24 protein-coding genes are annotated in these 24,127 nt (G+C 66.4%); 13 read left to right on the top strand and 11 right to left on the bottom strand.

Annotated elements, in window-relative coordinates; genetic code table 11:
- Window positions 1-28 precede the first annotated feature (28 nt).
- From AC07R7_RS12615 to AC07R7_RS12590, 6 genes are all read right to left on the bottom strand, one after another.
- Window positions 29-976, bottom strand: a complete 948-nt coding sequence (locus AC07R7_RS12615; protein WP_494635374.1) for a thioesterase family protein — start codon at window positions 974-976, stop codon at window positions 29-31.
- Window positions 977-1,026: 50 nt separating this feature from the next.
- On the bottom strand, window positions 1,027-1,512 hold the full coding sequence (locus tag AC07R7_RS12610; protein ID WP_492887078.1) for a transcriptional repressor: 486 nt from the start codon (window positions 1,510-1,512) through the stop codon (window positions 1,027-1,029).
- A 55-nt stretch (window positions 1,513-1,567) separates the two neighbouring features.
- Window positions 1,568-2,341, bottom strand: a complete 774-nt coding sequence (locus tag AC07R7_RS12605; protein WP_494635373.1) for an acid phosphatase — start codon at window positions 2,339-2,341, stop codon at window positions 1,568-1,570.
- A 62-nt stretch (window positions 2,342-2,403) separates the two neighbouring features.
- Window positions 2,404-3,456, bottom strand: a complete 1,053-nt coding sequence (locus tag AC07R7_RS12600; RefSeq protein ID WP_494635372.1) for a 1,9-bis(guanidino)-5-aza-nonane synthase — start codon at window positions 3,454-3,456, stop codon at window positions 2,404-2,406.
- Between the two features lie 113 nt (window positions 3,457-3,569).
- Window positions 3,570-5,324 (bottom strand): 6-pyruvoyl-tetrahydropterin synthase-related protein, encoded by a 1,755-nt coding sequence (locus AC07R7_RS12595; protein WP_494635371.1) that lies wholly within the window; start codon window positions 5,322-5,324, stop codon window positions 3,570-3,572.
- 140 nt (window positions 5,325-5,464) lie between these two features.
- Window positions 5,465-6,724 (bottom strand): type III PLP-dependent enzyme, encoded by a 1,260-nt coding sequence (locus AC07R7_RS12590; RefSeq protein ID WP_494635370.1) that lies wholly within the window; start codon window positions 6,722-6,724, stop codon window positions 5,465-5,467.
- Window positions 6,725-6,960: 236 nt separating this feature from the next.
- Between AC07R7_RS12590 and phnC the strand changes: the two genes are divergently transcribed.
- The 10 genes from phnC (at window position 6,961) to AC07R7_RS12540 (ending at window position 15,704) form a co-directional block, all read left to right on the top strand.
- The gene (phnC, locus tag AC07R7_RS12585) at window positions 6,961-7,770 is read left to right on the top strand and encodes a phosphonate ABC transporter ATP-binding protein (protein WP_494635369.1); all 810 of its coding nucleotides are present in this window, start codon (window positions 6,961-6,963) and stop codon (window positions 7,768-7,770) included.
- Window positions 7,767-8,792, top strand: a complete 1,026-nt coding sequence (gene phnD / locus AC07R7_RS12580; RefSeq protein ID WP_494635368.1) for a phosphate/phosphite/phosphonate ABC transporter substrate-binding protein — start codon at window positions 7,767-7,769, stop codon at window positions 8,790-8,792. Before phnC ends, phnD begins: the two co-directional genes overlap by 4 nt.
- Window positions 8,793-8,800: 8 nt before the next feature.
- On the top strand, window positions 8,801-9,649 hold the full coding sequence (gene phnE, locus AC07R7_RS12575) for a phosphonate ABC transporter, permease protein PhnE (protein ID WP_492887072.1): 849 nt from the start codon (window positions 8,801-8,803) through the stop codon (window positions 9,647-9,649).
- A gap of 59 nt (window positions 9,650-9,708) precedes the next feature.
- Entirely contained in the window at window positions 9,709-9,930 is a 222-nt protein-coding gene (locus AC07R7_RS12570) for a hypothetical protein (protein WP_494635367.1), read from the top strand.
- A gap of 146 nt (window positions 9,931-10,076) precedes the next feature.
- Window positions 10,077-11,336 carry an OprO/OprP family phosphate-selective porin gene (locus tag AC07R7_RS12565; RefSeq protein ID WP_494635366.1) on the top strand — a complete coding sequence of 420 codons (1,260 nt, stop codon included), beginning with the start codon at window positions 10,077-10,079 and terminating at the stop codon, window positions 11,334-11,336.
- Window positions 11,337-11,408: 72 nt separating this feature from the next.
- On the top strand, window positions 11,409-12,452 hold the full coding sequence (locus tag AC07R7_RS12560; protein ID WP_494635365.1) for a substrate-binding domain-containing protein: 1,044 nt from the start codon (window positions 11,409-11,411) through the stop codon (window positions 12,450-12,452).
- 144 nt (window positions 12,453-12,596) lie between these two features.
- On the top strand, window positions 12,597-13,907 hold the full coding sequence (locus AC07R7_RS12555; RefSeq protein WP_494635364.1) for a hemolysin family protein: 1,311 nt from the start codon (window positions 12,597-12,599) through the stop codon (window positions 13,905-13,907).
- 33 nt (window positions 13,908-13,940) lie between these two features.
- Complete coding sequence (locus tag AC07R7_RS12550) at window positions 13,941-14,564, top strand: DsbA family protein (protein ID WP_494635363.1); 624 nt, start codon at window positions 13,941-13,943, stop codon at window positions 14,562-14,564.
- 10 nt (window positions 14,565-14,574) lie between these two features.
- Window positions 14,575-15,027 (top strand): hypothetical protein, encoded by a 453-nt coding sequence (locus AC07R7_RS12545; protein ID WP_494635599.1) that lies wholly within the window; start codon window positions 14,575-14,577, stop codon window positions 15,025-15,027.
- Entirely contained in the window at window positions 14,925-15,704 is a 780-nt protein-coding gene (locus tag AC07R7_RS12540) for an HTTM domain-containing protein (protein WP_494635598.1), read from the top strand. The genes AC07R7_RS12545 and AC07R7_RS12540 overlap by 103 nt, the downstream gene beginning before the upstream one ends.
- On the opposite strand, the gene AC07R7_RS12535 is transcribed toward AC07R7_RS12540, so the two are convergent.
- On the bottom strand, window positions 15,701-16,792 hold the full coding sequence (locus AC07R7_RS12535; RefSeq protein WP_494635362.1) for a glycosyltransferase family 4 protein: 1,092 nt from the start codon (window positions 16,790-16,792) through the stop codon (window positions 15,701-15,703). The genes AC07R7_RS12540 and AC07R7_RS12535 overlap by 4 nt on opposite strands.
- Window positions 16,792-17,634, bottom strand: a complete 843-nt coding sequence (locus tag AC07R7_RS12530; RefSeq protein WP_492836589.1) for a UDP-2,3-diacylglucosamine diphosphatase — start codon at window positions 17,632-17,634, stop codon at window positions 16,792-16,794. The genes AC07R7_RS12535 and AC07R7_RS12530 overlap by 1 nt, the downstream gene beginning before the upstream one ends.
- 294 nt (window positions 17,635-17,928) lie before the next feature.
- Here AC07R7_RS12530 and AC07R7_RS12525 point away from each other — a divergent pair, with 294 nt between their 5' ends.
- Window positions 17,929-18,558, top strand: a complete 630-nt coding sequence (locus tag AC07R7_RS12525) for a TetR/AcrR family transcriptional regulator (RefSeq protein ID WP_492836591.1) — start codon at window positions 17,929-17,931, stop codon at window positions 18,556-18,558.
- 7 nt (window positions 18,559-18,565) lie between these two features.
- On the opposite strand, the gene AC07R7_RS12520 is transcribed toward AC07R7_RS12525, so the two are convergent.
- From AC07R7_RS12520 to AC07R7_RS12510, 3 genes are all read right to left on the bottom strand, one after another.
- Window positions 18,566-19,024 carry an ASCH domain-containing protein gene (locus tag AC07R7_RS12520; protein WP_494635361.1) on the bottom strand — a complete coding sequence of 153 codons (459 nt, stop codon included), beginning with the start codon at window positions 19,022-19,024 and terminating at the stop codon, window positions 18,566-18,568.
- Window positions 19,014-21,152 carry a GNAT family N-acetyltransferase gene (locus AC07R7_RS12515; protein ID WP_494635360.1) on the bottom strand — a complete coding sequence of 713 codons (2,139 nt, stop codon included), beginning with the start codon at window positions 21,150-21,152 and terminating at the stop codon, window positions 19,014-19,016. Before AC07R7_RS12515 ends, AC07R7_RS12520 begins: the two co-directional genes overlap by 11 nt.
- Before the next feature lie 1,101 nt (window positions 21,153-22,253).
- The gene (locus AC07R7_RS12510) at window positions 22,254-22,721 is read right to left on the bottom strand and encodes an Lrp/AsnC family transcriptional regulator (protein WP_494635359.1); all 468 of its coding nucleotides are present in this window, start codon (window positions 22,719-22,721) and stop codon (window positions 22,254-22,256) included.
- A 122-nt stretch (window positions 22,722-22,843) separates the two neighbouring features.
- On the opposite strand from AC07R7_RS12510, the gene AC07R7_RS12505 reads away from it, so the two are divergent.
- A complete protein-coding gene (locus tag AC07R7_RS12505) occupies window positions 22,844-23,116 on the top strand; it encodes a DUF6356 family protein (protein ID WP_494635358.1) in 273 nt (90 codons plus the stop codon).
- Entirely contained in the window at window positions 23,113-24,114 is a 1,002-nt protein-coding gene (locus AC07R7_RS12500; RefSeq protein ID WP_494635357.1) for a putative sulfate exporter family transporter, read from the top strand. Before AC07R7_RS12505 ends, AC07R7_RS12500 begins: the two co-directional genes overlap by 4 nt.
- The last annotated feature ends 13 nt before the right edge of the window (window positions 24,115-24,127 follow it).

Here is a 24,127-nt window from a genome sequence, read left to right as displayed (position 1 = left end):
GCTTGTCGAAGGACGAGGGCGGGCCACCCTACAGCGCCAACCCCTCCACCTCATGCTTGCTCAACGCCACCCGCGCCGCGTCGGTCACCGGCACCACCTTGCGGGCGTCCAGGTCGAAGGTGATCGCCACCGCCTCGGACGTGCCCCAGGGCTGTCCCGTCGCCGGGTCCAGCATCCAGTGAGCCATGCGCATGGTGCGTGCGTCCGTGCCGATCAGGCCCGAGCGGATCTCGACGCGGTCGCCGGGCCGGGGCCAGGCCAGGTAGGCGATCCGGTATTCCAGGACCGCGCCCCCATAGCGCGTGGGCTTGGGCTCGGCATGGTCGACCACGACGTCGCGGAACGGGTGGATGAACGCGCCGATGCCGTCGGAGACCCGGCCGATGAACTGCTCGGCGCGCATTCGTCCGTACACGTCGCAATCGGATGGTAGCAGGCCGCCCAGGCCGATCCGGGTGAGGCCCAGGGCGTCGGCGCGCTCCAGGCTGGCGGTCGGGGCGAACGGCGACAGGTCGATGCTGCGCGCGCGGGCCTTCTCGGGAAGCTCGACCTTCAGCGCCTCGGCGCGCTGATGGGCGATCTTGGGCCAGGGGAAGGGCTGGCCTTCGCGCGGAGTGGCGTGGACCACGGTGGTCTGGAAGGTCGCGGCCAGTTCGCCCGAGGCCGGGTGGATCAGAAGCTGGAGGAGCCTGGCCTCGGTCTCGCCCATCTCGATCACCCCGCCCAGCATGGTCAGCGGCGCGCCGGCGTGAGCTTCGCGCAGGAAGCGGATGTGGTGCTCCTTGACCAGCAGCGTGGCGTTGGCGTGGGGCGAGAAGGCCTGGGGCATGCCCAGCTCGGCGGCCAGGCCGATCAGGCCCTCCTGGGCGCGGACCACGTAGTGGCGCACGTTCATGTGCCCCATCTCGTCGCAGTCCCAGGTGTTGACGCCTCCCCGCCAGATCTCGACGCCGGGGAGGGTCTCAACGGTCGTCATGGCGTCTCTCGCACGGTGTTGAACAGCCGTTCGAGCCTAGCGGTGTTTCGTCAGGTCCGGCAATCGGCGCAGAGGCCGTGGGCCTCGATGGTCACGGCGGTCAGGGCGTAGCCGGCCGTGACCCCGGCGGCGATGATCTCGGCGCTGGCCTGGGGCTCGATCTCGCGGGTCGCGCCGCAGCAGTCGCAGATCAGGAAGGCGGCGGCGTGGCCGTCGGCCTCCTTGCGGCAGGCGACATAGGCGTTGAGGCTCTCGATCCGGTGAGCGAAGCCCTGCTTTTCCAGGAAGTCGAGGGCGCGATAGACCGTCGGCGGCTTGGCCGGCGGGCCGTCGCCCCCGAAGGTCGAGATCAGGTCATAGGCCTTCACCGGCTGGCCGGCTTCCAGCAGCAGCTCCAGCACCCGGCGACGGGGCGGGGTCAGGCGCTGCTCGGCGGCCACGCAACGGGCCTCGGCCGCCTCAAGCTCGGCCGCGAGGCTCGCGCCGGCGACGCCGTGATTATGGTGATCGTGTCCGCAAGGAGAGCCGTGAGCCATGGCCAACAGGTAGAGGGCCGCGCGCGCGCGCGCAACCGTGACGGCGTGACGCGCCTCAGTACAGCGGCGCGCTCAGCAGGTTGGCCTCGGCCGTGCAGCGCGCGGGTTCGGGCGGCGAGCCCTTGGCGCGGGCGGCGTCCAGTTCCGCGCGCACCCCCGCGAGGTCGGCCTTGAACGCCTCCGAGCTCCAGAGCGCGGCGAACAGGGTCTCGGCGTTCGCCTGCCCGGCCTCGACCGAACTGGCGTTGTGGACGCCGCAGACGATGCGGCTTTCGCCGAAGGCCTTGGCGCGAGCCAGGATCGCCTGCGAGCGGTCGGGCGCGGCCTCGGCCAGCAGCAGGCCGACGGTCCAGCCCCAGGTCGCGTGGCCGGACGGATAGTCGGGGGCGATCGCCAGGCCCAGGCCGCGCTTCACGCAGATCGGACCGTTCTCGGACAGGTAGGGACGGGGCCGCCGATACTTGAGCTTGGGTCCCGACACCGCCTTGCGGACGTCGTGGCTCACCCGCAGCAGCATGGCGGCCAGCTTGGGATTGCTCTCACGGGTCGGGGTGTAGCCCAGCGCGCAGGCATAGCCTTCCAGGACCCGTTCCTCGACATTGTCGGCCTTCGCGATCGACCAGCGCGGCGTGCCTTCCAGCTTGCGGGTGGCCAGGAAGATCTGGCGGTCTCTTGCCGCCGCCGGCGAGCCCTTGGCGGGCGGCGGGGCCAGGTGGTCGCGCGCGTCGAACTGGGCCTTGGCCAGGTAGCGGCCCGCCGGGGCGGTGTCGCCGCCGAGCGTGGCGCAGCCGGTAACGAGCAGGGCGGCGGCAAGGACCAGAACGCGCATATGAAAAAGGGCCCCCGGAGCAATTCCGGGGACCCTGCATTTTCAGTGAGAGTCGTTCAAGCTCACTTGCCGAACAGCTTGTTCCAGCGCGGCTTTTCGCGGCCCTTCCAGGCTTCGCGGTGATAGGCGTCCGAGGCGATCAGCGGCACCACCGTGGTGGCTTCGGCGAAGACCATCTGTTCGTAGGTGGTGTTCACCTTGCCCCACGAAGCGGCTTCCTTCAGCGTCGACGACGAGCAGGCGCCGTCGCGGACGTCGGCGACCGTGATCTGGACGGCGTACTTGTGCATGTCGGCCTCGACGCCGAGGATCTCGGCGCAGACGACGGTGTCCTGGGCGAAGTTCTTGGGCACGCCGCCGCCGACCATGAACAGGCCCGTGGTGCCGGCCGCGATCTTGATGTCGGTCAGTTCGCGGAAGTCCGCGACCGCGTCGATCATCAGATAGGGCTGCTTGGCGGCGATGCGCTCCTTCTGGTGCTTGACCAGGCCAAAGCCCGCCGAGCTGTCGACGAAGGCCGGGCAGAAGATCGGCACGCCTTCTTCATAGGCGGTCTGGATCAGCGAGCCTTGCTTCTTGGCGTTGCCTTCCGACAGCCACTTGCCCATTTCCCAGATGAACTCGCGCGAGGAATAGGCGCGCGGCTCCAGGCGGTTGCAGATCTCCAGGATCGTGTGATCGCAGTTCTGCAGCTCTTCTTCGTCGATATAGGTGTCGTAGATGCGGTCGATGTAGTTGTCGCGCAGCACGTTGTCGTCGACCGGGCCGGCGGCCTGATAGTGCTTGAAGCCCAGGGCCTCGAAGAAGTCCATGTCGACGATCGAGGCGCCGGTGGCGACCACGGCGTCGATCATGCCGTTCTTCACCATGTCGCGGTAGACGTGCATGCAGCCGCCGGCCGAGGTCGAACCGGCCAGGATCAGCCAGGGCGAGCAGCCCTTGTCTTCCAGGGCCATGTTGAAGATGTCGGCGGCGCGCGCGGTGTCGCGGCTCGAGAACGACATCTTGCGCATGGAGTCGATGATCGGACGGGCGTCGAACGACGTGATGTCGATGTGCTCGACGACGTTCTGCAGCAGTTCGGCCTTGGTGTTGTTGGGAACGGGAGCGTTCATGACAGAGGGTCCTCTGAAGGTGAGCGCCCGTCGTGACCCGCGAGCACGCCGGGACGGAGCGACCGGCGAGGGGATTGGTTGCAAGGGCGCGCTATATAGAAGGTTTGCGACGATTATCGAGTCCCAATCGCGGTTTCCGTCTTTTCCTGCCGCTCACGTCGCCGACGCGTCACGGCCGGCGCGGCCAGCAGGCCGGCGACGACCAGCAGCGCGGCCAGGGTCACGGCGTTGCTGGCGCGCTCGATCGGCGTCGCGACCTGGCGGATGCGATAGACGTGGCGGCCGGCCTGGGCCTGGAACGACACGAAACGCGTCGCGCCGATCGGCTGGGCCTGGAGCGGCGTCTTCTGGCGGCCGTCGACGCGCTCGGCGCGCCAGCTGGGGAAGTAGAAGCGCTTGACCGTCACGGTGGTCGGGGCCGGCAGGTCGAGGTCCATGGCCACGCTGCCGTCCGGGAAGCCGCTGGCGGCCAGCACCTTGCCGCCGCCGTCCGCCAACGCCACCAGCGGCGCGGCGGGGAAGGCGTTCAGCAGGTCGTGGTCGTCGAAGGCGGGATAGACGGCGTAGCCGGCGGGCAGGTGCTCGTTGGGCGCGCGGCCGGCGGCGATCAGGGTCTCGCCCCCCGGGTCGACGGGAATGGTGGTGACGGCGCGCAGGCCGGGCCAGGCCAGGACCAGCAGCCAACCCGCCAGCACGGCCGGGACCACCATCAGCGCCGCCAGGCGACGGGGGCGGCCGGACACGGCGGCCAGACAGACGGCGGCCACGGCGGCGGCCTCGCTGACCACGATGATGCGATAGGCGAACTGCACCTGCGACAGCGGCTGGACCTTCCACACCCAGGGCAGGGCGTGGAGGACGGTGGCCAGCACCGCCACCGCGCCGAACAGCATCGCCGGAACGGCCGTGCGGCGCCGCGGGGCGTCGATCGCCGCCAGCAGGGCGGCCAGGCCGGCCGCGCCGGCGCACCAGCTGGACAGGGCGATCTTGGTCATGAAGCCGCCGGCCGGCCAGCGGCTGAAGGCCAGCAGGCTCCAGCCGTCGGTGTCGCCGCCCCACAGCCAGACCAGCTGGGCGTCCTTCTGCATCAGCAGGGCCGGGCCCAGATAGACGGCCGCCAGGGCCAGGCCCAGCACGCCGCCGGCCAGGCAGCGCGCGGCGACGGCGATCCGGTCGGCCGGCGCGGCGGTCCACACCCGCCAGCCGACGACCGCCGGAATGATGATCAGTGTGACCAGCAGGGCGCTAGGCAGGTGCGACAGGATCAGGGCCGCGTAGCTCAGGGCCAGGAGCGCGATCCCCCGGCCGTGCGAGGCGGCGCGCTCCAGCCCCAGCAGCAGCCAGGGCAGGACGGCATAGGCGGTGACCTCGGCGAAGGCGCCCCGGAAGTAGAAGTCGATCGTGTGATAGGGCGCCAGCATGTAGGCGACCGCGCCGATCAGGGCCCAGCGGTCGCCGGCGCGGCCGCGCAGCCAGGCGAACATGCCGCCGCCCGAGGCCAGCAGCAGCAGGAAGTTCGCCCAGGCCGTCACCTGCAGGGCGTTCAGCTTGTGCAGGGTGACGAAGTCGACCGCGGCGGCCACGTAGAAGGCCATCGGCGGGTAGTAGTAGAACGACGGCGCGCCCAGGCCCTGGAAGGCGCCGGGCAGCCAGCGCGGCGGCAGGTCGCCCCGGCGCAGGGCCTCGATGAACTCGTGAACCCAGACGGTGTTGTAGACCACGCTGTCGCTGGGGCCCGCGCCCCGGACCAGGGTCGAGCCCACCAGCAGCAGAGCGGTCAGCAGCAGGGTGGCCAGGATGATGACCGGACGCGGCTGGCGGCCCGATGGGGCGTCGGTCGCGTGCTCGGATTCCGAAATCGTGGTCATGCCTGCTCCGCCGGATTCGAGCGGTTCGTGTGTCGGACGCGCGTGGAAAAGTCCAGCCGCAATCCCAGGCTGAAAAGTCAGGCCGAAACGAAAGAGGCCAGGGACAAGCCCTGGCCTCCGGATCGTTGCGGCGTCCGCGCCTAGCGACGGCGCTTGCGCTTGCCGGCCGCGCCCTTGGGGCGGGAGAAGCGGACGATCTTGCGCTCTTCGTTCTCCTGGCGGACCGCCGGGATCGAGCGCTTGGCCAGGCCGTACATCGAGGCCATCGGCGCGTCCTGAACCTCCGCGGTCTCGGTCTCGCCGAAGCCGTTGAAGCGGGTCGACATGGCCACGCCATAGGCGCCCAGCATGCCGATCTCGATATAGTCGCCCTCGTCGACGCTTTCCGGCAGGTAGAACGGGCCGGGCATGTAGTCGACGCTGTCGCAGGTCGGGCCGTAGAAGCGGAAGGGCTTGAGGCCCTCTTCCACGACTTCGCCGTTCTTGCGGTACAGCTTGACCGGGAAGGGCCACTTCATGTGCGCGGCGTCGAACAGCGAGCCATACGACCCATCGTTCAGATACAGCGCGTCGCCCTTCTTCAGCTCGACCTTGACCAGCAGCGACGAGGCTTCGGCCACCAGGGCGCGGCCCGGCTCGCACCAGAGCTTGGTGCTCTCGTGGACCATCATCTCGGCGAAGCCGCGGTCGATGGCCGCCAGGTACTCGGAGAGATCCGGCGGAACCATGCCCGGATAGATCGACGGGAAGCCGCCGCCGACATCGACGACATCGGCCAGCACGCCGGCGCGGACCAGGGCGCGCGAGGCCTGGGCCATCGACGCCTGATAGGCGGTGGGCCGCATGCACTGGCTGCCGACGTGGAAGCTGAGGCCCATCAGGTCCTGGGTCGCGCGGCGCGCGGCCAGCAGCAGGCCCGGGGCGTTGTGCGGCTCGACGCCGAACTTGCCCGACAGGCTGTAGGCCGCGCCCTCGGCCTGCACGCCCATGCGGACGATCAGGTTGAGGTCCTTGGCCTGGCCGGTGGCGTCCAGGATCTTGGCCAGCTCTTCGTGGGTGTCGAACGAGAAGGTCTTCACGCCGTGGTCGAAATAGGCGGCCGAGATGGCCACCCGGCTCTTGACCGGATGCATGAAGGCCATGCGCGAGCCCGGGGCCTCGTTGGCCACGAGTTCGATCTCGTTCAGCGACGCGACGTCGAACGACCGCACGCCGGACTGAGCCAGCTCGCGGATCACCCACGGCGAAGGGTTGGCCTTCACCGCGTAAAAGACGTCGCCTTTAAATTCGGACTGGAACCAGCGCGCCGCTACCGACACCGCGTTCGGTCGCACGAGTGCGACAGGACGTTCCGGTGACCGCTCACGGACCAGGTCCAGGGGAGTATGGTACGTGTGCAATTCACGTAGACCCCTGCAGAAGTTAAACCCAGGCCGGCGTTAGCAGCGCTTATGAGGACTTCGGGTCCGCCGGAGCGAGCGAAATAGGGGCAATGGTCGGGGATGTAAAGTCCCTTTTGCGGCCCCGTTTCGGGACGGATTGATCCACGGGCCGTCACAAATCCATTGCTTACCTGCCCCAAACCGGAGAACGCATTTCCCAAGCACCGAAACCACGTTAAGGATTCGCCCCGACCATGACGTCGGACCCTGTTCTCTCGATCCGCGCCGCCTCCAAGACCTTCGGGTCTCGCCGCGCGCTGGACACCGTCTCCCTCGACGTCATTCGGGGCGAGATGATCGCGCTTATCGGGCCTTCGGGCTCGGGGAAATCCACGCTCCTTCGCTCCATCGACGGCCTGCAGACCATCGATGCCCCTAGAGAAGGCGAAGAGGGCGGCCAGATCGAGGCTTTCGGCGGTCCGGTGCAGGCCAAGGGCCGCGTGTCGGGCGAGGTGCGCAAGGCGCGCATCCGCATCGGCTTCATCGCCCAGCAGTTCAACCTGGTCGGCCGCCTGTCGCTGTTCAGCAACGTGGCGCTGGGCTCGCTGGGGCGCATCCCGTTCCTCCAGGGCCTGTTCGGCGCCTGGCCGCGCGAGACTCGCGAGGCGGCGATGGCCGCGCTCGCCCGCGTCGGCGTGGCCGACTACGCCGGTCAGCGCGCCAACACCCTGTCGGGCGGCCAGCAGCAGCGCGGCGCCATCGCCCGGGCGCTGGTCCAGAAGGCCAAGATCATTCTCGCCGACGAGCCGGTCGCCTCGCTGGATCCCGTCTCGGCGCGCAAGGTCATGGAGATCCTGCGTGATCTCAATCAAAGCGACGGCCTGACCGTTGTCGTCACCCTGCACCAGGTGGACTACGCCCTGCGCTACTGCGACCGGGTCGTGGCCCTGAAGGCCGGCCAGAAGGTCTATGACGGCCCGGCCTCCGGCCTGAAGCGTGAAAAACTCATCGATATCTACGGCCCGGAATTCGAGGACGTATTCTGGGAAGGAGCTCCCCAATGATCAGCCGCCGCTCGGCTCTCGTGATCGCCGCCGGTTTCTCGGCCCTGGCCCTGGCCTCGTGCGGCCAGAAGTCCGACACTCCGGCCGCCAAGGACACGATCACCTTCTCGATCCTGTCGACCGAGTCCGCCCAGAACATGGAAGGCTACTGGAAGCCGATCCTGGCCGACATGGAGAAGCAGACCGGCCTCAAGGTGAAGCCGTTCTTCTCGTCCAACTACTCGTCGCTGATCGTGGCCATGGGCGCCAAGCAGACGGATGTGGGCTGGTTCTCGAACCAGTCGGGCCTGGAAGCCGTGCGCCGCTCGAACGGCGAGGTCTTCGCCCGCACGTTCGATCCGTCGGGCACCGACGGCTACAAGTCGGTGATCATCGTCCCGGCCGCCAGCAAGATCCAGACGATCCAGGACCTGCTGAAGTGCGACAAGTCGCTGAACTTCGGCATCGGCGACAAGAAGTCGACCTCGGGCACTCTGGCGCCGATGACCTATGTGTTCATCCCGGCCAACAAGAAGCCCGAGGAGTGCTTCAAGACCGTGATCAGCGCCAACCACCAGGCCAACCTGTTCGCGGTGGCCAACGGCAAGCTGGACGCGGCGACCAACAACTCGACCGCCATCAATCTCTCCAGGGCGCGCGGCGAGGGCGTCACCGACCGGATCCGCGTGATCTGGGAATCGCCGACCCTGCCGGAAGACCCGATCGTCTGGCGCAAGGATCTCGATCCGGTCGTGAAGGAAAAGCTGCGCCAGTTCTTCCTGACCTACGCCCAGGGCGACACGCCGGCCGCCCAGCAGCAGCGCGGCTATCTGAAGAAGCTGTCGATCGGCGGGTTCAAGCCGGCGGATGACACCCACCTGCTGGTGGTGCGCGAAATGGAAGCCACCGAGCAGCTGGGCCTGGCCCGCGAGTCCGGCGACCAGGCCAAGATCGCCGCGGCCCAGAAGACGCTGGAGGGCGTCAAGGCCGAACGCGTCGCGGCCGAGGGCAAGGCGGGCCTCGCCGCGACGCCGGCCAACTGAGGTCCTCGATGAGCGACGCCGCTATCAGCGCGCCCCATCCGAGTGCAGGCGGCATCCCGGCGCCGCCCAAGCGCTCGGCCTCGGCCATGGCCTTCGACACCCTGCTATGGGGCGGGGTGATCCTGCTGCTGATCGTCAGCTTCAAGCCGGCCGAGATCGACAAGTTCCCGCAGCTGTTCACCGACACCGAGCGGACCAGCGCCTTCGCCAAGCTGTTCTTCAAGCCGTTCACCGATCCCAAGCTCTTCATGTCGATGGAGTGGGGCCTGTTCATCGGCAAGATGTGGCAGACCATCCAGATGGCGCTGTGGGGCACGGCCCTGGCGATCGTCGCGGCCATCCCGCTGGGCCTGCTGGGCGCGCGCAACATCGCCCCGGTCTGGATCCAGCAGCCGGTTCGTCGCCTGCTGGACCTGATCCGCTCGATCCCCGACCTGGTCGTGGCCCTGATCTTCATCACCGCCGTGGGCCTGGGGCCGTTCGCCGGCGTGATGTCGATCATGTTCAACACCGGCGGCGTGCTGGCCAAGCTGTTCGCCGAGGCCGTCGAGTCGATCGACAAGGCCCCGGTCGAGGGCGTGCGCGCCACGGGCGCGGTGAAGCTGCAGGAGATCGTCTGGGGCGTGATCCCTCAGGTGGCGCCGCTGTGGACCAGCTATGCCCTGTACCGCTTTGAATCGAGCGCCCGCGCGGCCACCGTGCTGGGCATCATCGGCGCGGGCGGCATCGGCCAGATCCTGTTCGACTCGATCAACGCCTTCCAGTTCGACCAGACCGGCTGCATCGTGCTGGTCATCGTCGTGGCGGTGTCGATCATCGACCTGCTGTCGCAAGTGATCCGTACGCGGCTGCTGTAGAGCCTGTCCTGCTTCAAGGAACCCGCCAAGAAATCGGCGGGCGCGCCGTTCACCAACCAGTGGAACGCCTGGTCCAGAACGTCGCCGTGAAGAGCGACAGCAGCTTCATCGTCAACGGCGCCCTGACCCTGGCCGACATCACGAAGGGCGGCTCAGCGACGAGCCGCCCTTCCGAACGCCCCGAAGAAGCAGGCCGGATCCGGCTTTTCAGGCCGCGCCCGCTTCGTTGGTGGACGGATCTTCCTCTTTGTTCCCGTGATTTCGCCATGTTGCTGAGGTGACACAGTTTAACAATTGAACAACAGTTGTTGCGTCTCTGTCACAAATTGGCGGCGGAACTGTCATGTGGCCCCGGTAAGCCCGCGATTGTCCTGATCCCGTCCTTCATCGGGCGAGAGAGCAAGGGCACTTCAAGGGGAAAATCACAATGAGCATCAAGACCTCGCTGGTCGCCGGTTCGGCGCTGGGCGTCGCGCTTGCTCTGAGCCCGGGCGTCGCGGCCCAAGCCCAGGATATGGCTTACAAGTGGAGCGGCGCTCCGCAATTCTCGAACGACGACACGATGTTCAAGTTTCGCGGTCGCATCCTGCTCGACTACGTCAACCAGGACGTCAGCCGTGATGGCCCCGGCGGCGACTACAAGACCAGCAACTGGCGCGGTCGTCAGGTGTTCCTGGGCGTCGAAGGCAAGCTGAACAACTACTTCGCCTACAAGGCCGAAGGCGGCTGGGTGAACGGCGGCGCGGCCTCGTGGGACGACGTCGTCATCGAGTACAAGCCGAGCGAACAAGTTTCGCTGCTGTTCGGCAACATCAAGGCCGCCGGTCTCGAAAACCTGACCTCGACCCGCTTCACCACCTTCATGGACCGTGGTCCCTACGGTGACTTCGGCGTCGACAGCTACCTGCTCAGCGCGGTCGCCAAGTACCAGGGCTTCAACTATTCGGCCACGTTCGCCGTCCAAGGCAACAGCATCAATTCCAGCGACGTCGCGATCGCCGGCGCCGACAGCAAGGAGCGCTTCGGCCTGACGGCGCGCGGTCACTTCGCCCCGATCAACACCGACACCGACAAGCTGCACGTCGCCCTGTCGTATCGCTACCGCAACCGCGGCGACGAGAACGCCTTCGCCTACACCGGCCGCACGACGACCGCCTACAGCAACGGCGCCACGTTCTACACCACGGGCGGCATCGGCAACCGGGACAAGACCCTGGCCGTCGAGGGCATGTACATCCACGGTCCGTTCTCGGTCCAGGGCGAGTATTCGAACATCGACGTCACCCGCGTGGGCGGCGCCGCGGTCGGCAAGGATCCGAAGGTGAAGGTGGGCTACGCCTTCGTCAGCTTCTGGCCGACCGGTGAGATGCGCAACTACGACGCCGCCGCCGGTGAAGTGAAGCGTCCGAAGATCCTGAACCCGGTCACGGCCGGCGGCACGGGCGGCCTGGAACTGGCCGTGCGCTACGACTACGCCGACCTGGGCGACGCCTACGACACCCTGAACGTCAAGCCGGCCGTGTCGCAAGCCGGCAAGTACACGGGCTGGACCCTGGGCGTGAACTACTACCCGGTCTCGTACGTCCGCTTCCAGGCCAACTACACCGACGGCAAGTCGGACAACATCGGCCTGAACCAGGACTACGACGTGAAGCAGTTCCAGCTGCGCGCTCAGCTGGACTTCTAAGACCGACCTGTTCGCGGGCGGATCCTCCCGGGTCCGCCCGATCTCCTTGCTTCATTCCTTTAGGAACTGACCATGAAGAAGCTCCTGTCCTGCGCGGCCGCCGCCGTCGCCCTGTCGGGTCTGGCCGCCGCCCCCGCCCACGCCGCCCGCGACTATGTGTGGGCCGCCGGTTCGTCGACCGTGTTCCCGTTCGCCACCCGCGCCGCCGAGAACTACGCCAAGAAGTCGGGCAAGAAGGCTCCGAAGATCGAAAGCCTCGGCACCGGCGGCGGCATCAAGCTGTTCTGCTCGGGCAATGGTGAAGGCTTCCCGGACATCGCCAACGCCTCGCGTCCGATGAAGAAGGCCGAGTTCGACGCCTGCGCCGCCAAGGGCGTCAAGGACATCATCGCGATCAAGATCGGCTTCGACGGCATCGTCGTCGCCACCGACAAGGATGGCGCCGACTACAACTTCAAGACCGAGAACCTCTACATGGGTCTCTCGAAGCTCGTCTATAAGAACGGCCAGTTCATCCCGAACCCGAACAAGAACTGGGATGACGTGGCCGGTGGCCTGCCGGGCAACCGCATCCAGGTGTACGGCCCGCCGCCGACCTCGGGCACCCGCGACGCCTTCGTCGAACTGGCCATCGAGGCCGGCGCCCGCAAGTATCCGACCCTGGACGCGATCCGCTCGGACAACGAGAAGAAGTTCAAGGCCCAGGTCGACCCGCTGCGTAACGACGGCTGGATCGACGCCGGCGAGAACGACAACGCCATCGTCGGCACCCTGACCAAGACCCCGGGCTCGCTGGGCGTCTTCGGCTGGTCGTACCTCGAAGAGAACATGGACAAGATCAAGGGTGCCAGCGTCAACGGCGTGCGTCCCTCGGCTCAGACCATCTCGGACGGCTCGTACCCGCTGTCGCGCACCCTCTTCATCTACGTGAAGAAGGCCAACATCGGCGTCACCCCGGGCCTGGAAGACTTCCTGAAGGAGTTCACCTCGGACGCCGCGACGGGCCGTGGCGGCTATCTGCAAGGCCGTGGTCTGATCCCGCTGCCTCCGGGCCAGCACGATGCCCAGAAGGCCGTCGTGGCCAACAAGACCACGATGAACCGTCCGGCTTCGTAAGCGGGCAGTTGGTCACTTAGACCGAGCTAGACGCCGCGGCTCTATGGGCCGCGGCGTTTTTCTTTGTATAGTGGACCGCGCCGGGCCTCCCCATGCCCGCGCCGCGGTCGCCGTCCGGGCCCGCGTCCTTGACCCTGCAGGGCCATGATCCTCGTCGCGCTCGCCGTCGTCTTCCTCCTCGTTCTGTTGAACGGGGTCTTTTCCATGTCCGAACTGGCCGTCGTCTCGGCCCGCAAGGCGCGTCTGCAAGGCTTCGCCGAGCGGGGGGATCGGGGCGCGAAGCTGGCCCTGGAGATGGCCGAGCACCCCACGCGGTTCCTGTCGGCGGTCCAGGTCGGCATCACCCTGATCGGCATCTTCGCCGGCGCCTACGGCCAGGCCACCATCGCCAGCGCGCTGGACCACTGGCTGGAAGGCTTCCCGCCGATCGCCAAATATTCAGAAGGCTTGGCCACCACGGTCGTGGTCATCGGCCTGACCTATGTGTCGGTGATCCTGGGCGAACTGGTGCCCAAGCGCCTGGCCCTGATGTTCCCGGACGTGATCGCCCGCCGCATGTCGCCGTTCCTGGCCATCGTGGCCATGGTGCTGCGCCCGTTCGTGACCCTGCTGACCGTGTCCACGGCCGCCGTGCTGAAGCTGATGGGCGTGCGCGACGAGCGCAACAACGGCGTCACCACCGAGGAGATGGAAGCCGTCCTGGCCGAGGGCGCCGACGCCGGCCTGATCGAGCCCGAGGAGCGGGCGATGATCAATGAGGTGCTGCGCCTGGGCGACCGCCCCGTCCGCGTGGCCATGACCCCGCGCCGCGACCTGTTCTGGGTGTCGCTGGCCGACAGCCCCGAGCAGGTGCTGACCGAGATTCGCGCCAGCGCCCACTCGCGCATCCTGGTGGCCACCGACGACGATCTCGACGGCGGGGTCGGCGTGGTGCTGAAGAAGGACCTGCTGGACGCCTGCCTGTCGAACGAACCCCTCGACCTCAAGGCCCACGTCCAGCAGCCGATCGCCATCCCGGAGACCATGTCGCTGCTCAAGGCCCTGGCGGTCTTCAAACAGACCAGCCTGCATATGGCCCTGGTCGTCGACGAGTTCGGCTCGCTGCAGGGCGCGATCACGCCCCTGGACCTGCTGGAAATGATCGCCGGCGACTTCCCCGAGGACCACGAGGACGACGAGAAACGCTTCATCCGTCGCGAGGACGGCAGCTGGCTGATCGACGCCCGTCTCGACATCCAGGAGCTGAACGATCACCTGGGCGAGAACTTCGAGGCCGAGGGCGGCTACCACACCGTGGCCGGCCTGATCCTCGACCGCCTGGGCCGCCTGCCGGTCGAGGGCGAACATCTCGAACTCGGCGCCTTCGACCTGGAGATCGTCGACATGGACGGCTCGCGGATCGACAAGGTCATCCTCAAGCACACCAAGCGCAAGAAGGACGGGCTGGAGGGGTAGGTCGGCCGACCGACCGTTTCCCCGGAGTTACCTATGCTTTTCCGTCACGCCATCGCCTTGGCCGCCGCTCTCGTCGCTTTCGCCTTTTCCGCGCCGGCCGGCGCCGCCGAGTACGGGTTCAAGGACCTCCTGCGCGAGCCGGGCGCGCCGCGCGCCGGGGCGACGGATCCGGACGTCATCATCGTGATGTACGCCGACTACAACTGCGGCTACTGCAAGCGCATGGAGCCGGTGCTGGCCAACGCCCTGAAGGCGGACCGGCGCCTGGCCGTGGTCCACAAGGAATGGCCGATCTTCGGCGACGTGTCCGAGCACGCGGCGCGCGTGGCGCTGGCGGCGACCTATCAAGGCCGGTACGACGCGGTGCATCGCGCCTTCATGCTCTCGCCCACGCGGCTGAGCGACAAGGGCATGGTCGACACCGTCGCCAAGCAGGCCGGCGTCGACTGGGCCAGGCTCGCGAATGACCTGAAGGCCCACGGCCGCGATATCGACGCCATCCTCGCGCGCAATGAACGCGAGGCCGCCCTGCTGACGCTGCAAGGCACGCCGGGCCTGGTGATAAACGGCTACCTGATCCGGGGCGCCCTGTCGGAGGAACAGTTGAAGGACCTGCTCCAGAAGATCCGCGCGGCACAGCCGCGCCCCGCGGGCTAGGAGCCCGACGATCCCGATCCTGCCTGATCCCCTCAAGCTCCTCCTCCCCGCCCTGATCCCGTCGTGGAACTTCTTCGACGTGATCGCGCCGGCGCCGCGCGTCGAATACGCCCTGCTGGCCTCGCCCGGTGATGCGACCGGCGTCTGGCGCGCGTTCCGGCCCCGGCCCGAGCACGTGTCGCTGGCGACCATGGTCAAGCGCCTGGTCTGGAATCCGCGCTGGAACCAGACCCTGTTCGTGATGAGCTGCGCCGAGCGACTGGCCGAGGACCGCACGCCGGCCCATAGCGAGGCCGAACTGTTCAAGCGCATCGCCGCCGACCTGGCCGTCGAGCCCCAGGATCCCGCGCGGCCGTGGCTGTGCTTTCGCCTGGTCTTCGTCAGCCGCGAGGGCGAGGCGCTGACCGAGGAGGTGATGGTCCAGCCCGCGCCTCGGCTGCTCAAGGACATCGACGTCCGATGAGCCTGGAGACCGCCGTCCGCCTGACCGAGATCCTGCTGGCGCTGGCCCTGATCCAGCAGAGCCTTGAGCACCTGCGCGGCCTGCCCGGCGAGCGGCCGCTGTTCGCCATCCGGATCCTGCTCTGCGTCTTCGTGGCCGGCGGGATCGCCGCGCCCTGGCCGCTGGTCGGGCTGGCGTTGGTGTCGCTGCTCATCCTCGAGCGCTTCCAGGGCCCCTATAACGGCGGCAGCGACCGCATGGGCCTCCTGGCGCTGTGGTGCCTGGTCCTGACCCGCCTGCTGCCCACGCCGGCCCTCAAGGACCTGTCGTTCGGCTATCTCGGGGCGCAGCTGATGCTCAGCTATTTCATCTCGGGCGGGGTCAAGATCGTCAATCCCGACTGGCGCTCGGGCCGGGCGCTGCGCGACGTTTTTCAGTTTTCCGCCTATCCAGTCTCCCAGAATCTGCGCCGCTTCGCCGAGCGGCCCCAGTTGCTGCGGGTCATGTCCTGGGCGGTGATGGGCTTCGAGCTGGCCTTCCCGCTGACCCTGCTGTGGAAGCCCGCCCTGATCGCCGGCCTGGCGATCGCGGCGACCTTCCACCTGGCCAATGCCTGCCTGTTCGGCCTCAACCGGTTCTTCTGGACCTGGCTGGCGACCTATCCGGCCATCCTGTGGCTGCAGGGACGGCTGCTCTAGGCGGCCGTCTTCTTGCGCAACCGCGCCAGGCGCCGCAGCCGCCGCCAGAAGCGGGTCTTCTCCGGCTCCGGATAAGGCTGCAGGTTGCGGAAGAACTCCTCGGCGCACGAGCGCCACGAGAACTTCTCGGCGAACTTGCGGACCACCGCGCGGTCCAGGTCCAGGCAGGCCAGGCAGGCTTCCTTGAGGCCGTCGGTCTGGCCGGGCGCCAGCACGCCGGCGTTGGAGCCGGGGATGATGTCGACCGGGCCCGGGGCCGAGAAGGCCGCCACCGGCACGCCGGCGGCCATGGCCTCCAGGATCACCAGGCCGAAGGTGTCGGTCAGGGACGGGAAGCAGAACACGTCCGCCCCGCCGAAATAGCGGGCTAGCTCGTCGCCGAACTTGGCGCCCAGGAACTTCACCTCGGGATATTTCTCGGCCAGCTCCTCGCGCTGCGGGCCGTCGCCGATGACGACCTTGGTGCCCGGCAGGTCCAGGCTGGCGAAGGCCTCGATGTTCTTCTCGACGGCCACCCGGCCGACATTGAGGAAGATCGGGCGCGGCAGGCCCTCGAACGGGTCGGGATCGCCCTCGACGCGCGGCTTGAAGATGTCGGTGTCCACCCCGCGCGACCAGGGCGACAGGTTGCGGAAGCCGTGCTTGGCCAGCTCGTCGCGCATGGTCGGGGTGGCCACCATCAGGCGGCCCGACGGCTTGTGGAACCAGCGCATGTAGGTGTAGCCGGCCGCCAGCGGCAGCGGCAGGCGGGCCGAGACATATTCCGGGAACTTGGTGTGATAGCTGGTCGTGAACGGCAGCTTCCACTCCAGGCAGATGCGGCGCGCGGCCAGGCCGATCGGACCCTCGGTGGCGATGTGGATCGCCTCGGGCTCGAACTGCTTGAAGCGCTCCTGCACCGGCTCGTAGGCGCCGATCGCCAGCTTGATCTCGGGATAGGTCGGCAGCGGGAAGGTCGGGAACTGTTCGGGGCTGACGACATCGACCTCGTGGCCCATGGCGCGCAGTTCCTCGACCACCCGGGTCAGGGTCCGGACCACCCCGTTGACTTGAGGCTCCCAAGCGTCGGTCGCAAGCAGAATTCGCATCAGGCGGCGGCGGGCTCCGGCAACGGCTCGTCGGCGGCTTCAGCGGCTTGAGGCGCGATCGAACGGGCGCGGTCGATCACCGACCACGAGCGCAGCTTGGCCCATTCCAGGATCTCGAGATGGCCGTCGGCGTGCTCGGCCAGGGCCGTGCAGCTTTCGACCCAGTCGCCGTCGTTGATGTAGCGGACGCCGTCGATGTCGCGCATCTCGGCCTTGTGGATGTGACCACAGATCACGCCGTCCACCCCCCGACGTCGCGCTTCGTCGGCCACGGCGGCCTCGAAGTTCTCGATGAACTGCAACGCGTTCTTCACCTTGACCTTCAGAAACGCCGACAGACTCCAATAGCCGAACCCCAGGCGACGCCGCAGGCGATTCACCAGAGTGTTCAGCATGAGGATGGTTCTATAGGACCAATCCCCGAGGAAGGCGAGCCACTTGGCGTGCTGGACGATGCCGTCGAACTCGTCGCCGTGGACAACCAGATAGCGTTTGCCGTCGGCGGCCTCGTGGATCACGTCGCGGGCCACGATCACCCCGCCGAAGTGGACGCCGCAGAAATCGCGGATCCGGTCGTCGTGATTGCCGGGGACGTAGATCACCTCCGTCCCCTTTCGCGCCATCCGCAGGATCTTCTGGACCACGTCGTTGTGGGCCTGGGGCCAGTACCAGCCGCTGCGCAGCTTCCAGCCGTCGATGATGTCGCCGACCAGATACAGCTTGTCGCACTCGACGTGGCGGATGAAGTCCAGCAGCAGCTCGGCCTGGCAGCCGCGCGTGCCCAGGTGCAGGTCGCTGATGAAGATGGAGCGGTAGCGGCGAACGGCGACGTCGGCGCTCATGGTCGAACCCCCGTGTGGCGCCGCGAGATCACTCCGTCCCCGGATCGGAAGATGGCGGCCAACGGCAGGCGATTAAGCTGATTGCATGTCGCTTTGATGAAATGGGGCCGCGGCGGATTTACCGCGCGTTAAGGCGCCGCGCCCTCGCGGCGGTCCGCCGTCTGCCCGCGAAATGCGCAGTTTCGACGTGATTGTCAAAATTCTGGACCGATAAGCAATCCCTTTCGCCGCTTGGGGTTGCCGGAGCGCGGCAAGCCTGTTGCGGTGCAGCATCGCGGCGACTAGATCACCGGCATGGACGCCGCCCGCCTCGCCAAGGACACGCCGAAATCCCAGAAGACCCGCGCGCGGATTCTGGACCAGGCGATGCGCCTGATCGCCGAGATCGGCTACCACGCCGCCACCAACCCGGTGATCGCCGACGCCGCCGGCCTGACGCGCGGGGCGATGCTCTATCACTTCCCCACCCGCGAGGCCCTGGTCGAGGCCGCCGTGGCCCACATCCAGGCCGAGCGCTCGACCCTATTCCGCGCCGCCGCCGAGAACCTGCCCGCCGGGGCCGACGTCACCGAGCACGCGATCGACAGCTACTGGGACCTGCTGCACAGCGTGCCGTTCCTGGCCTTCGGCGAGCTGGAGGACGCCGGCCGCACCGACCCGGCCATCCACGCCCTGCTGGCCCCCGCCCAGGCCGAGTTCGACCGCGCCCAGGCCGGCGACCACTTCCTGAAGATCCTCCACGCCGGCGCCGGCCCCCGCTTCCAGGCCAGCCGCGACCTGGCGCGCTTCATGCTGGAGGGCCTGGCGCGCACGACCCTGACCTACGACAAGGACGGCCGGAAAGAGCGCCTGCTGATGCTGATCAAGCGGGCCACGCACATGCTGAACCGCAAGGGCGATGTGCAGGATTTGTGGCCGGAGTAGGGGGGGGCTAGCCGACAGCTAGCCGCATTACTGGATGCAGCTCGCTTTTCGATAGACGCGCTTCGGGAGCGCCAGCGCGAACGCGGCGATAAAACTGTGGCGGCTGAAAAGCCCCGCCCTCGCGCATTTCGTTCAATGAGACCGGCTCCTTGAGTGCCTGAACATCACGAATGATGAGTGCTGCCCCGTGGGAGAGACCTGCGAAATAGGCGTCGAAGTCTTCCTTCTTAATCGCGGCGTGAGGACCGTAGCGACACCACAGTTCGGCGATCGGAGCTTCAACAACCTCATCGATGGTAAGCACTGCTACCACTTGGCCGACCGGGAGCGTCGAATAGAGCCAGGCCCTAGTGCCGCGACTAATCCGAGGGGCGCGTCGACGCAGCTCGACGCCTTTGACGCCAGCGAGGATTGACCGCGCATACCCCGGCGAAACGGAGAGCATGATCGGATCTTCATCGCGCATTGGGGGTTCCGGCATCAAGAATTTGCACCGCAGTTTCGAACTTCAACATGTGGCTTTTAACAAGCTTAGTTTTGTCGTCCATGCCGAAGGCCTCCATGCGTTTGAATGACACCGGATTCTCGAAGCGCATGATATTATCGAACCATACGGCAAGAACGGTCGCACCCTTAACAAGCTTATTTAGTTGAGCGCCGCGTACGACGGCTGCTCGAAGGAGAGCTTCTGGGGCGTGAGCCTTCGAAAGCACCTCGGCTTTTGATACCCGCGCCACAGCTATCGCCGTTCCGCTTCCTCCCTTCTTTCCCGATTCATAGAGAATGATGGGCCGCCCTCTTACGAGGTTGTGCTGATTGGCAACCGAAGCAAAGTAGACACGCCGAGATCTGAACGCGGCTTCCGGCCTTGGCAGTAACGCCAATTGAGCTCCGCCAACGAGATCCTCGGCCCAGACGCGCCTAATTGGCACAATGGCAACTGGACGATCTGGCAGTAGAAGCAGGCCCGGTGCCAACATCGATTCAAGGGCAGCCAGCGAGACAGTCGCATCTCTACCATCGAGCGCGATTGATATCTCTTGTTCGTCATTCTCGAATTTTGGACAATCGATTGGAAGAGTTATTCCAGTACTGTTCTCAACTCGACCACGCATGGCCGCCCATCGCGAGGGTATGATCACTGTTCCAATTGAGATTTTTCTTAGGGGACTATCAGCCCGCGATCCTGAGGCGAGAAAACCATTTGCTACGGCACCTTTTCGTACCACCGACTGACCACTGATGTGCGGCAGTTCAATGCGTGAAGGTCGAGATTGAACCGACGCGCGCACTGCGTGCTCTACTAGAAAATCAACGGCAGTTGGGGTCGCGGAATGGCGCGGGTCAGCGACGAGTAAGAGGCCTGCTTGATCGTTCGGCCCGACAGACGATCTGTAAGCTGCAAACGCTACGAGCGAGGTTGATTCTCTAGCGGCTATGTAGCGAAAGCGCTTGTCGGCTGCATCTCGGCGGCTGAAGGCGCCAATCGCTTCTTCTGACGCTCCATGAGCGATAAGAAACGCCCTCGTCTCGTTCGAGAGCATTTCTTCTTTGAATGAGAGGTCATGTTCGGCATGGCTGGTCCCCGGCAAATCTGAAAATGCGGGTGTCACCAGGGTAGCGAAGTCTTCGGTGGACCATACACTAAGTCTATAGTGTTCCAGAAGTGATGCATGTGCTCGTACAATCGCACGCTCACCGGTTATGAAGCCGACAGCGCCGACCAATATTGCTTCAGAAAGATGATTGAGATCCGACGTATCATTTTTTGAAAGCTTGCCGTCTCGGGTTTTCTCCGGAAAAACTATTTCTGATAAACGCGCTGCGAGACTTTCAATCTCCGCCTTTGATGGTCCCAGAACTGACGGTAGCTGCTTAGCAAAACTTAGGACTGGGTCATCTTTACCAATTGATGTTCGCTGTAGTTCCTTGATGAACTCCGTCGTGACGGCAAGACGTACCCCACTGTTGAACGCCGCAGCGAGAATTCTCTGGGCAGCTGGCGTCGCCCGCCGCTTGCGCGTCGCATCAAAGAATACATTCAAATCAAGAAGGTATAGCGGTTGGGAATCTGGTGTAGTATCTGTGTCGGAAATGAAGGTGTTTGAGGCCGGATGAAAATTAAATAGCGTGGGTGTTGCTAAGTCTTTAACTCTAATATTTATCTGGCGACTGCGTGCTCGTCCGCCGGGCTTTGTCCGTACAGTCTCAAAACCGTGATGCTGATAGATCTTGTTAGCGTCTAGATCGGCCGCGACGTTAGCTTTGATGGTCAAATAGCCAAGCGCTTCAGCAGTCTGAACAATGGAGCGCAGTAGGCGAGTGGAGAGTTTCTGACCTCTAAATTCTCTGGAAACGAAAAGCTGGACGACACGCGCGTGCGGGTAGGTGCCACTGACCCAGATATGTCCAGCATATTGTGGGCCATGTGTAGCATCATGGAGAGCGACAGTTATTTCGCCCTTATGGACCGCTTCTCTATATGCAGCAGCAGGCAGAAACCCTAGTGCCTCTTTGTCAGTGTCGGCTGCCGCTTGGATGTCGCGGATAAACTCCGCGACAACTGCGTTGTTGGTCACGATCCGAAAAGCCATGGCACCCCCTACGATATAGGATGCGTTAGAGGTGGGTGCAGTCAATCTTTGCCTGCAATCTCTGCTCGGCTCGCCTCGGCTAGCTGAGGAAATTATCCAATACGTCGCGACCCGACGCCCCGCGCCGGGAGCCCGCCTTAAATCTCTTGGAGGCTGCAGCGTGCAGGGCTGTCCAGGTCAGTCAAGGCTCGCCTCTGGCGACCGCGCGCGGCGACGCGGAGCGTCGGCCTTGAGTGACCTGGACAGCCCTGCGATCGTCTCGCCGTGAGATGTAAGGCGGGCGCTCTTCCGGGGCGGAAGGCGTCTTGGACGGGAAGAGGGCGCGCACCGGAAACCCTCTCTCATGGAGAGAGGGAGGGGCCCGCCGCGTAGCGGTGGGAGGGTGAGAGGTTTCACTGGTGGCCGGGGAAGCCTGGACCGTTCCGCCGCGCGTTTCGTCAGCGCCTTGTCCGGAGAGGGTGTAACCTCTCACCCTCCCACGCCGCGGGCGTGGGCCCCTCCCTCTCTCAAAGAGAGAGGGTTTCAAAATGCGCCCTCGCGGGGATTGAGGGCGCTGTATCCCCGGTGTTGGCGACATAGAACCCCACGAAATCAACAACTTCTCACTTTTTCGCGCCCCTGCGTCATCGGCGTTGAATCCGCCCCGATACTCAGAGCTGTCCCCGTCGCGGGGGAGGGCGTTTGGATCCGGCCCAATACGGCGGCGGGGGTAGGTTGAGCGGGGCCGCTGGCGGTTCCCGGCGGTGTCGTCAGGTCGTGCGGCTTACTCTTTAGGAGCGCGTACGGGTGACGGAGCCGTCCGGGGCCAAAGCCGACAGCGGAGCGACAGGGTGGTGATCGTACAAGCCGCCTATCGTGGATCGTCGGGGTCGAGACGGATGTAGCCGATCGACTTGGTCCGCGCCCGTCCGGGGGCTAGTGGGGTCCCGAGCTGAAAGACGCTCACGCCCCCCATCCTCACGGGCAAGAACAGCCTGGCGGAGCGGTCAAGCGAGCCGAAACGCAAACAAACCCTCACGGTCTCCGGGTTCGCCCGGCCGCTCCGTCGCCTCCCCACACGCCTTCAGCGGCCGCGCCGCGTGAAGCGGCGAAGCCGTGAGCCTAGCTCGGGCAGATCGGCAGCGCCGTCGTGAACTTGATCTGCTCCATGGCGAAGCTGGACGAGACGTCGGTCAGCGGGGCGGTGGCGATCAGGCGCTTGTAGAAGCGGTCATAGGCGGCGATGTCCTTGACCACGACCTTGAGCAGATAGTCGACCTCGCCGCTCATCCGGTAGAACTCGACGACCTCGGGCAGGGAACTGGCGCCGGCCGCGAACTGGGTCAGCCAGGCCTCGTCGTGGCGGCCGGTCTTGACCGCCACGAAGACGGTCAGGGCGAGGTCCAGGGCCGCGCGGTCCAGCAGGGCGACGCGGGCGGTGATGACGCCGGCGTCCTGCAGGCGCTTGATCCGCTTCCAGCACGGGGTCTGGCTCAGGCCGACCCGCTCGGCCAGCTCGGCGATGGCGACGGTGGCGTCCTCCTGCAGGATGGCCAGGAGGCGTCGGTCGACTTGATCGAGATCAATCATCTCGCGATCCCCTGTTTTGGAGAATGAAATTCTCCGTATCGTGGAACGGGTAACCTTTCAAACCATGTCTTTCTTCGAATCCTCGCCATCCTAGGTCGCCTCGGCACAGCAACGGGGCTCCCATGGACCTGTCCTTCACGCGTCATCCCAAGTCGGTCGGCGAAAGCTATGGCCAGCACATGGGTGTGGCCTGGAGCTTCGGCTTCACCCTGCTGGGCGCGGGCCTGGCCTGCCTCGTCCACGGTCTGCTGCCGTTCGCCTTCGAGCGCACCGGCAGCCAGACGGTGCGCCGGCTGAACGAGCGGCTGTCCAGCCGCTGCGCCAAGGCCGACGCGCATTTCGCGGCTCAAGCGCCGATCTCGGGCCAGATCTCCGGCGAGACCGTCCGCGGATGACGACCGCCGCCCTGCGCCTGAGCGCCGGCAAGCTGGGGCCCGGCCTGGTCGCCGGCCTGCTGCTGGCGATCCTGGCCAAGCTGCTGGCCACGAACCTGCACGCCCCGGCGCCGCTGGTCGCGGTGGTGCTGGGCATGATGCTCGGCGCCCTGGGCCTGCAGGCCCAGCTGGGCGCGGGGCTCGACGTCTTCGCCAAGCCCGGCCTGCGGCTCGGCGTGGCCATGATGGGCGCCCAGATCAGCTGGAGCGAGTTCGCCGCCCTGGGCGGTCCGGCCATCGTCGCCAGCGGCGCGGTGGTGCTGGGCGGGCTGGGCGTCGGGGCGCTGGCGGGGACCGCGCTGGGCCTGCCGTTCGCCGAGGCCCTGATCGCGGCCGCCGCCTGCTCGATCTGCGGGGCCTCGGCCGCTCTGGCGGCGTCACAGGCCGCGCCGGCCAGTCCGGCCAACCAGCGCACGACGGCGCTGGTCATCGTCGGCGTCAACCTGCTGTCGACCGTGGCCATGCTGGCCTATCCGCCGATCGCCCACGCCCTGGGCCTGAGCGCCCACCAGTCGGGCGTGTTCTTCGGCCTCTCGATCCACGACGTCGCCCAGGTGGCCGGCGCCGGGGCTTCGGTTTCGCCCGAGACGGCCAGCACCGCCGCCCTGGCCAAGCTGGCCCGCATCGTCTGGCTGGGCCCGGCGGTCATCCTGATCGGCCTGATGCTGACCCGCACCCGGGAAGGCGGCGTGGTCGGCGGTCTCAAGGCGCCGCCGCTTTTTGTTTTAGGCTTCGCGGCTCTTGCCGCCTGCCGGGGCCTGGGCCTGATCCCGCCCGCCCTGGTCACGACCATGGCGGCCTGCTCCGGCTTCCTGCTGCTGGCCGGCGTCGGGGCCATTTCGGCCAAGCTGGGGCCCAAGGCCTTGCTGGAGGTCGAGCCGAAGCTGGCGGTCATGCTGGCGACGGTCACCGTCGCCGTCGCCGTCCTGGCCTACGCCCTGACGAGAATATTCTTCTAAAGATCAGGCCTTG

This window comes from Caulobacter sp. GW821-FHT05F04 (assembly GCF_059419665.1).
This window is presented reverse-complemented; position numbering and strand designations above follow the sequence as displayed.

What these genes read in the sequence shown, in the direction of transcription:
- AC07R7_RS12615 (WP_494635374.1), bottom strand. Translation starts at nt 976, where the DNA reads ATGACGACCGTTGAGACCCTCCCCGGCGTCGAGATCTGGCGGGGAGGC.
- AC07R7_RS12530 (WP_492836589.1), bottom strand. Translation starts at nt 17,634, where the DNA reads ATGAGCGCCGACGTCGCCGTTCGCCGCTACCGCTCCATCTTCATCAGC.
- AC07R7_RS12555 (WP_494635364.1), top strand. Translation starts at nt 12,597, where the DNA reads ATGATCCTCGTCGCGCTCGCCGTCGTCTTCCTCCTCGTTCTGTTGAAC.
- AC07R7_RS12520 (WP_494635361.1), bottom strand. Translation starts at nt 19,024, where the DNA reads ATGCGCGATGAAGATCCGATCATGCTCTCCGTTTCGCCGGGGTATGCG.
- AC07R7_RS12600 (WP_494635372.1), bottom strand. Translation starts at nt 3,456, where the DNA reads ATGAACGCTCCCGTTCCCAACAACACCAAGGCCGAACTGCTGCAGAAC.
- AC07R7_RS12610 (WP_492887078.1), bottom strand. Translation starts at nt 1,512, where the DNA reads ATGGCTCACGGCTCTCCTTGCGGACACGATCACCATAATCACGGCGTC.
- AC07R7_RS12565 (WP_494635366.1), top strand. Translation starts at nt 10,077, where the DNA reads ATGAGCATCAAGACCTCGCTGGTCGCCGGTTCGGCGCTGGGCGTCGCG.
- AC07R7_RS12525 (WP_492836591.1), top strand. Translation starts at nt 17,929, where the DNA reads ATGGACGCCGCCCGCCTCGCCAAGGACACGCCGAAATCCCAGAAGACC.
- AC07R7_RS12500 (WP_494635357.1), top strand. Translation starts at nt 23,113, where the DNA reads ATGACGACCGCCGCCCTGCGCCTGAGCGCCGGCAAGCTGGGGCCCGGC.
- AC07R7_RS12515 (WP_494635360.1), bottom strand. Translation starts at nt 21,152, where the DNA reads ATGGCTTTTCGGATCGTGACCAACAACGCAGTTGTCGCGGAGTTTATC.
- AC07R7_RS12605 (WP_494635373.1), bottom strand. Translation starts at nt 2,341, where the DNA reads ATGCGCGTTCTGGTCCTTGCCGCCGCCCTGCTCGTTACCGGCTGCGCC.
- phnE (WP_492887072.1), top strand. Translation starts at nt 8,801, where the DNA reads ATGAGCGACGCCGCTATCAGCGCGCCCCATCCGAGTGCAGGCGGCATC.
- AC07R7_RS12550 (WP_494635363.1), top strand. Translation starts at nt 13,941, where the DNA reads ATGCTTTTCCGTCACGCCATCGCCTTGGCCGCCGCTCTCGTCGCTTTC.
- AC07R7_RS12560 (WP_494635365.1), top strand. Translation starts at nt 11,409, where the DNA reads ATGAAGAAGCTCCTGTCCTGCGCGGCCGCCGCCGTCGCCCTGTCGGGT.
- AC07R7_RS12595 (WP_494635371.1), bottom strand. Translation starts at nt 5,324, where the DNA reads ATGACCACGATTTCGGAATCCGAGCACGCGACCGACGCCCCATCGGGC.
- AC07R7_RS12505 (WP_494635358.1), top strand. Translation starts at nt 22,844, where the DNA reads ATGGACCTGTCCTTCACGCGTCATCCCAAGTCGGTCGGCGAAAGCTAT.
- AC07R7_RS12510 (WP_494635359.1), bottom strand. Translation starts at nt 22,721, where the DNA reads ATGATTGATCTCGATCAAGTCGACCGACGCCTCCTGGCCATCCTGCAG.
- phnC (WP_494635369.1), top strand. Translation starts at nt 6,961, where the DNA reads ATGACGTCGGACCCTGTTCTCTCGATCCGCGCCGCCTCCAAGACCTTC.
- AC07R7_RS12535 (WP_494635362.1), bottom strand. Translation starts at nt 16,792, where the DNA reads ATGCGAATTCTGCTTGCGACCGACGCTTGGGAGCCTCAAGTCAACGGG.
- phnD (WP_494635368.1), top strand. Translation starts at nt 7,767, where the DNA reads ATGATCAGCCGCCGCTCGGCTCTCGTGATCGCCGCCGGTTTCTCGGCC.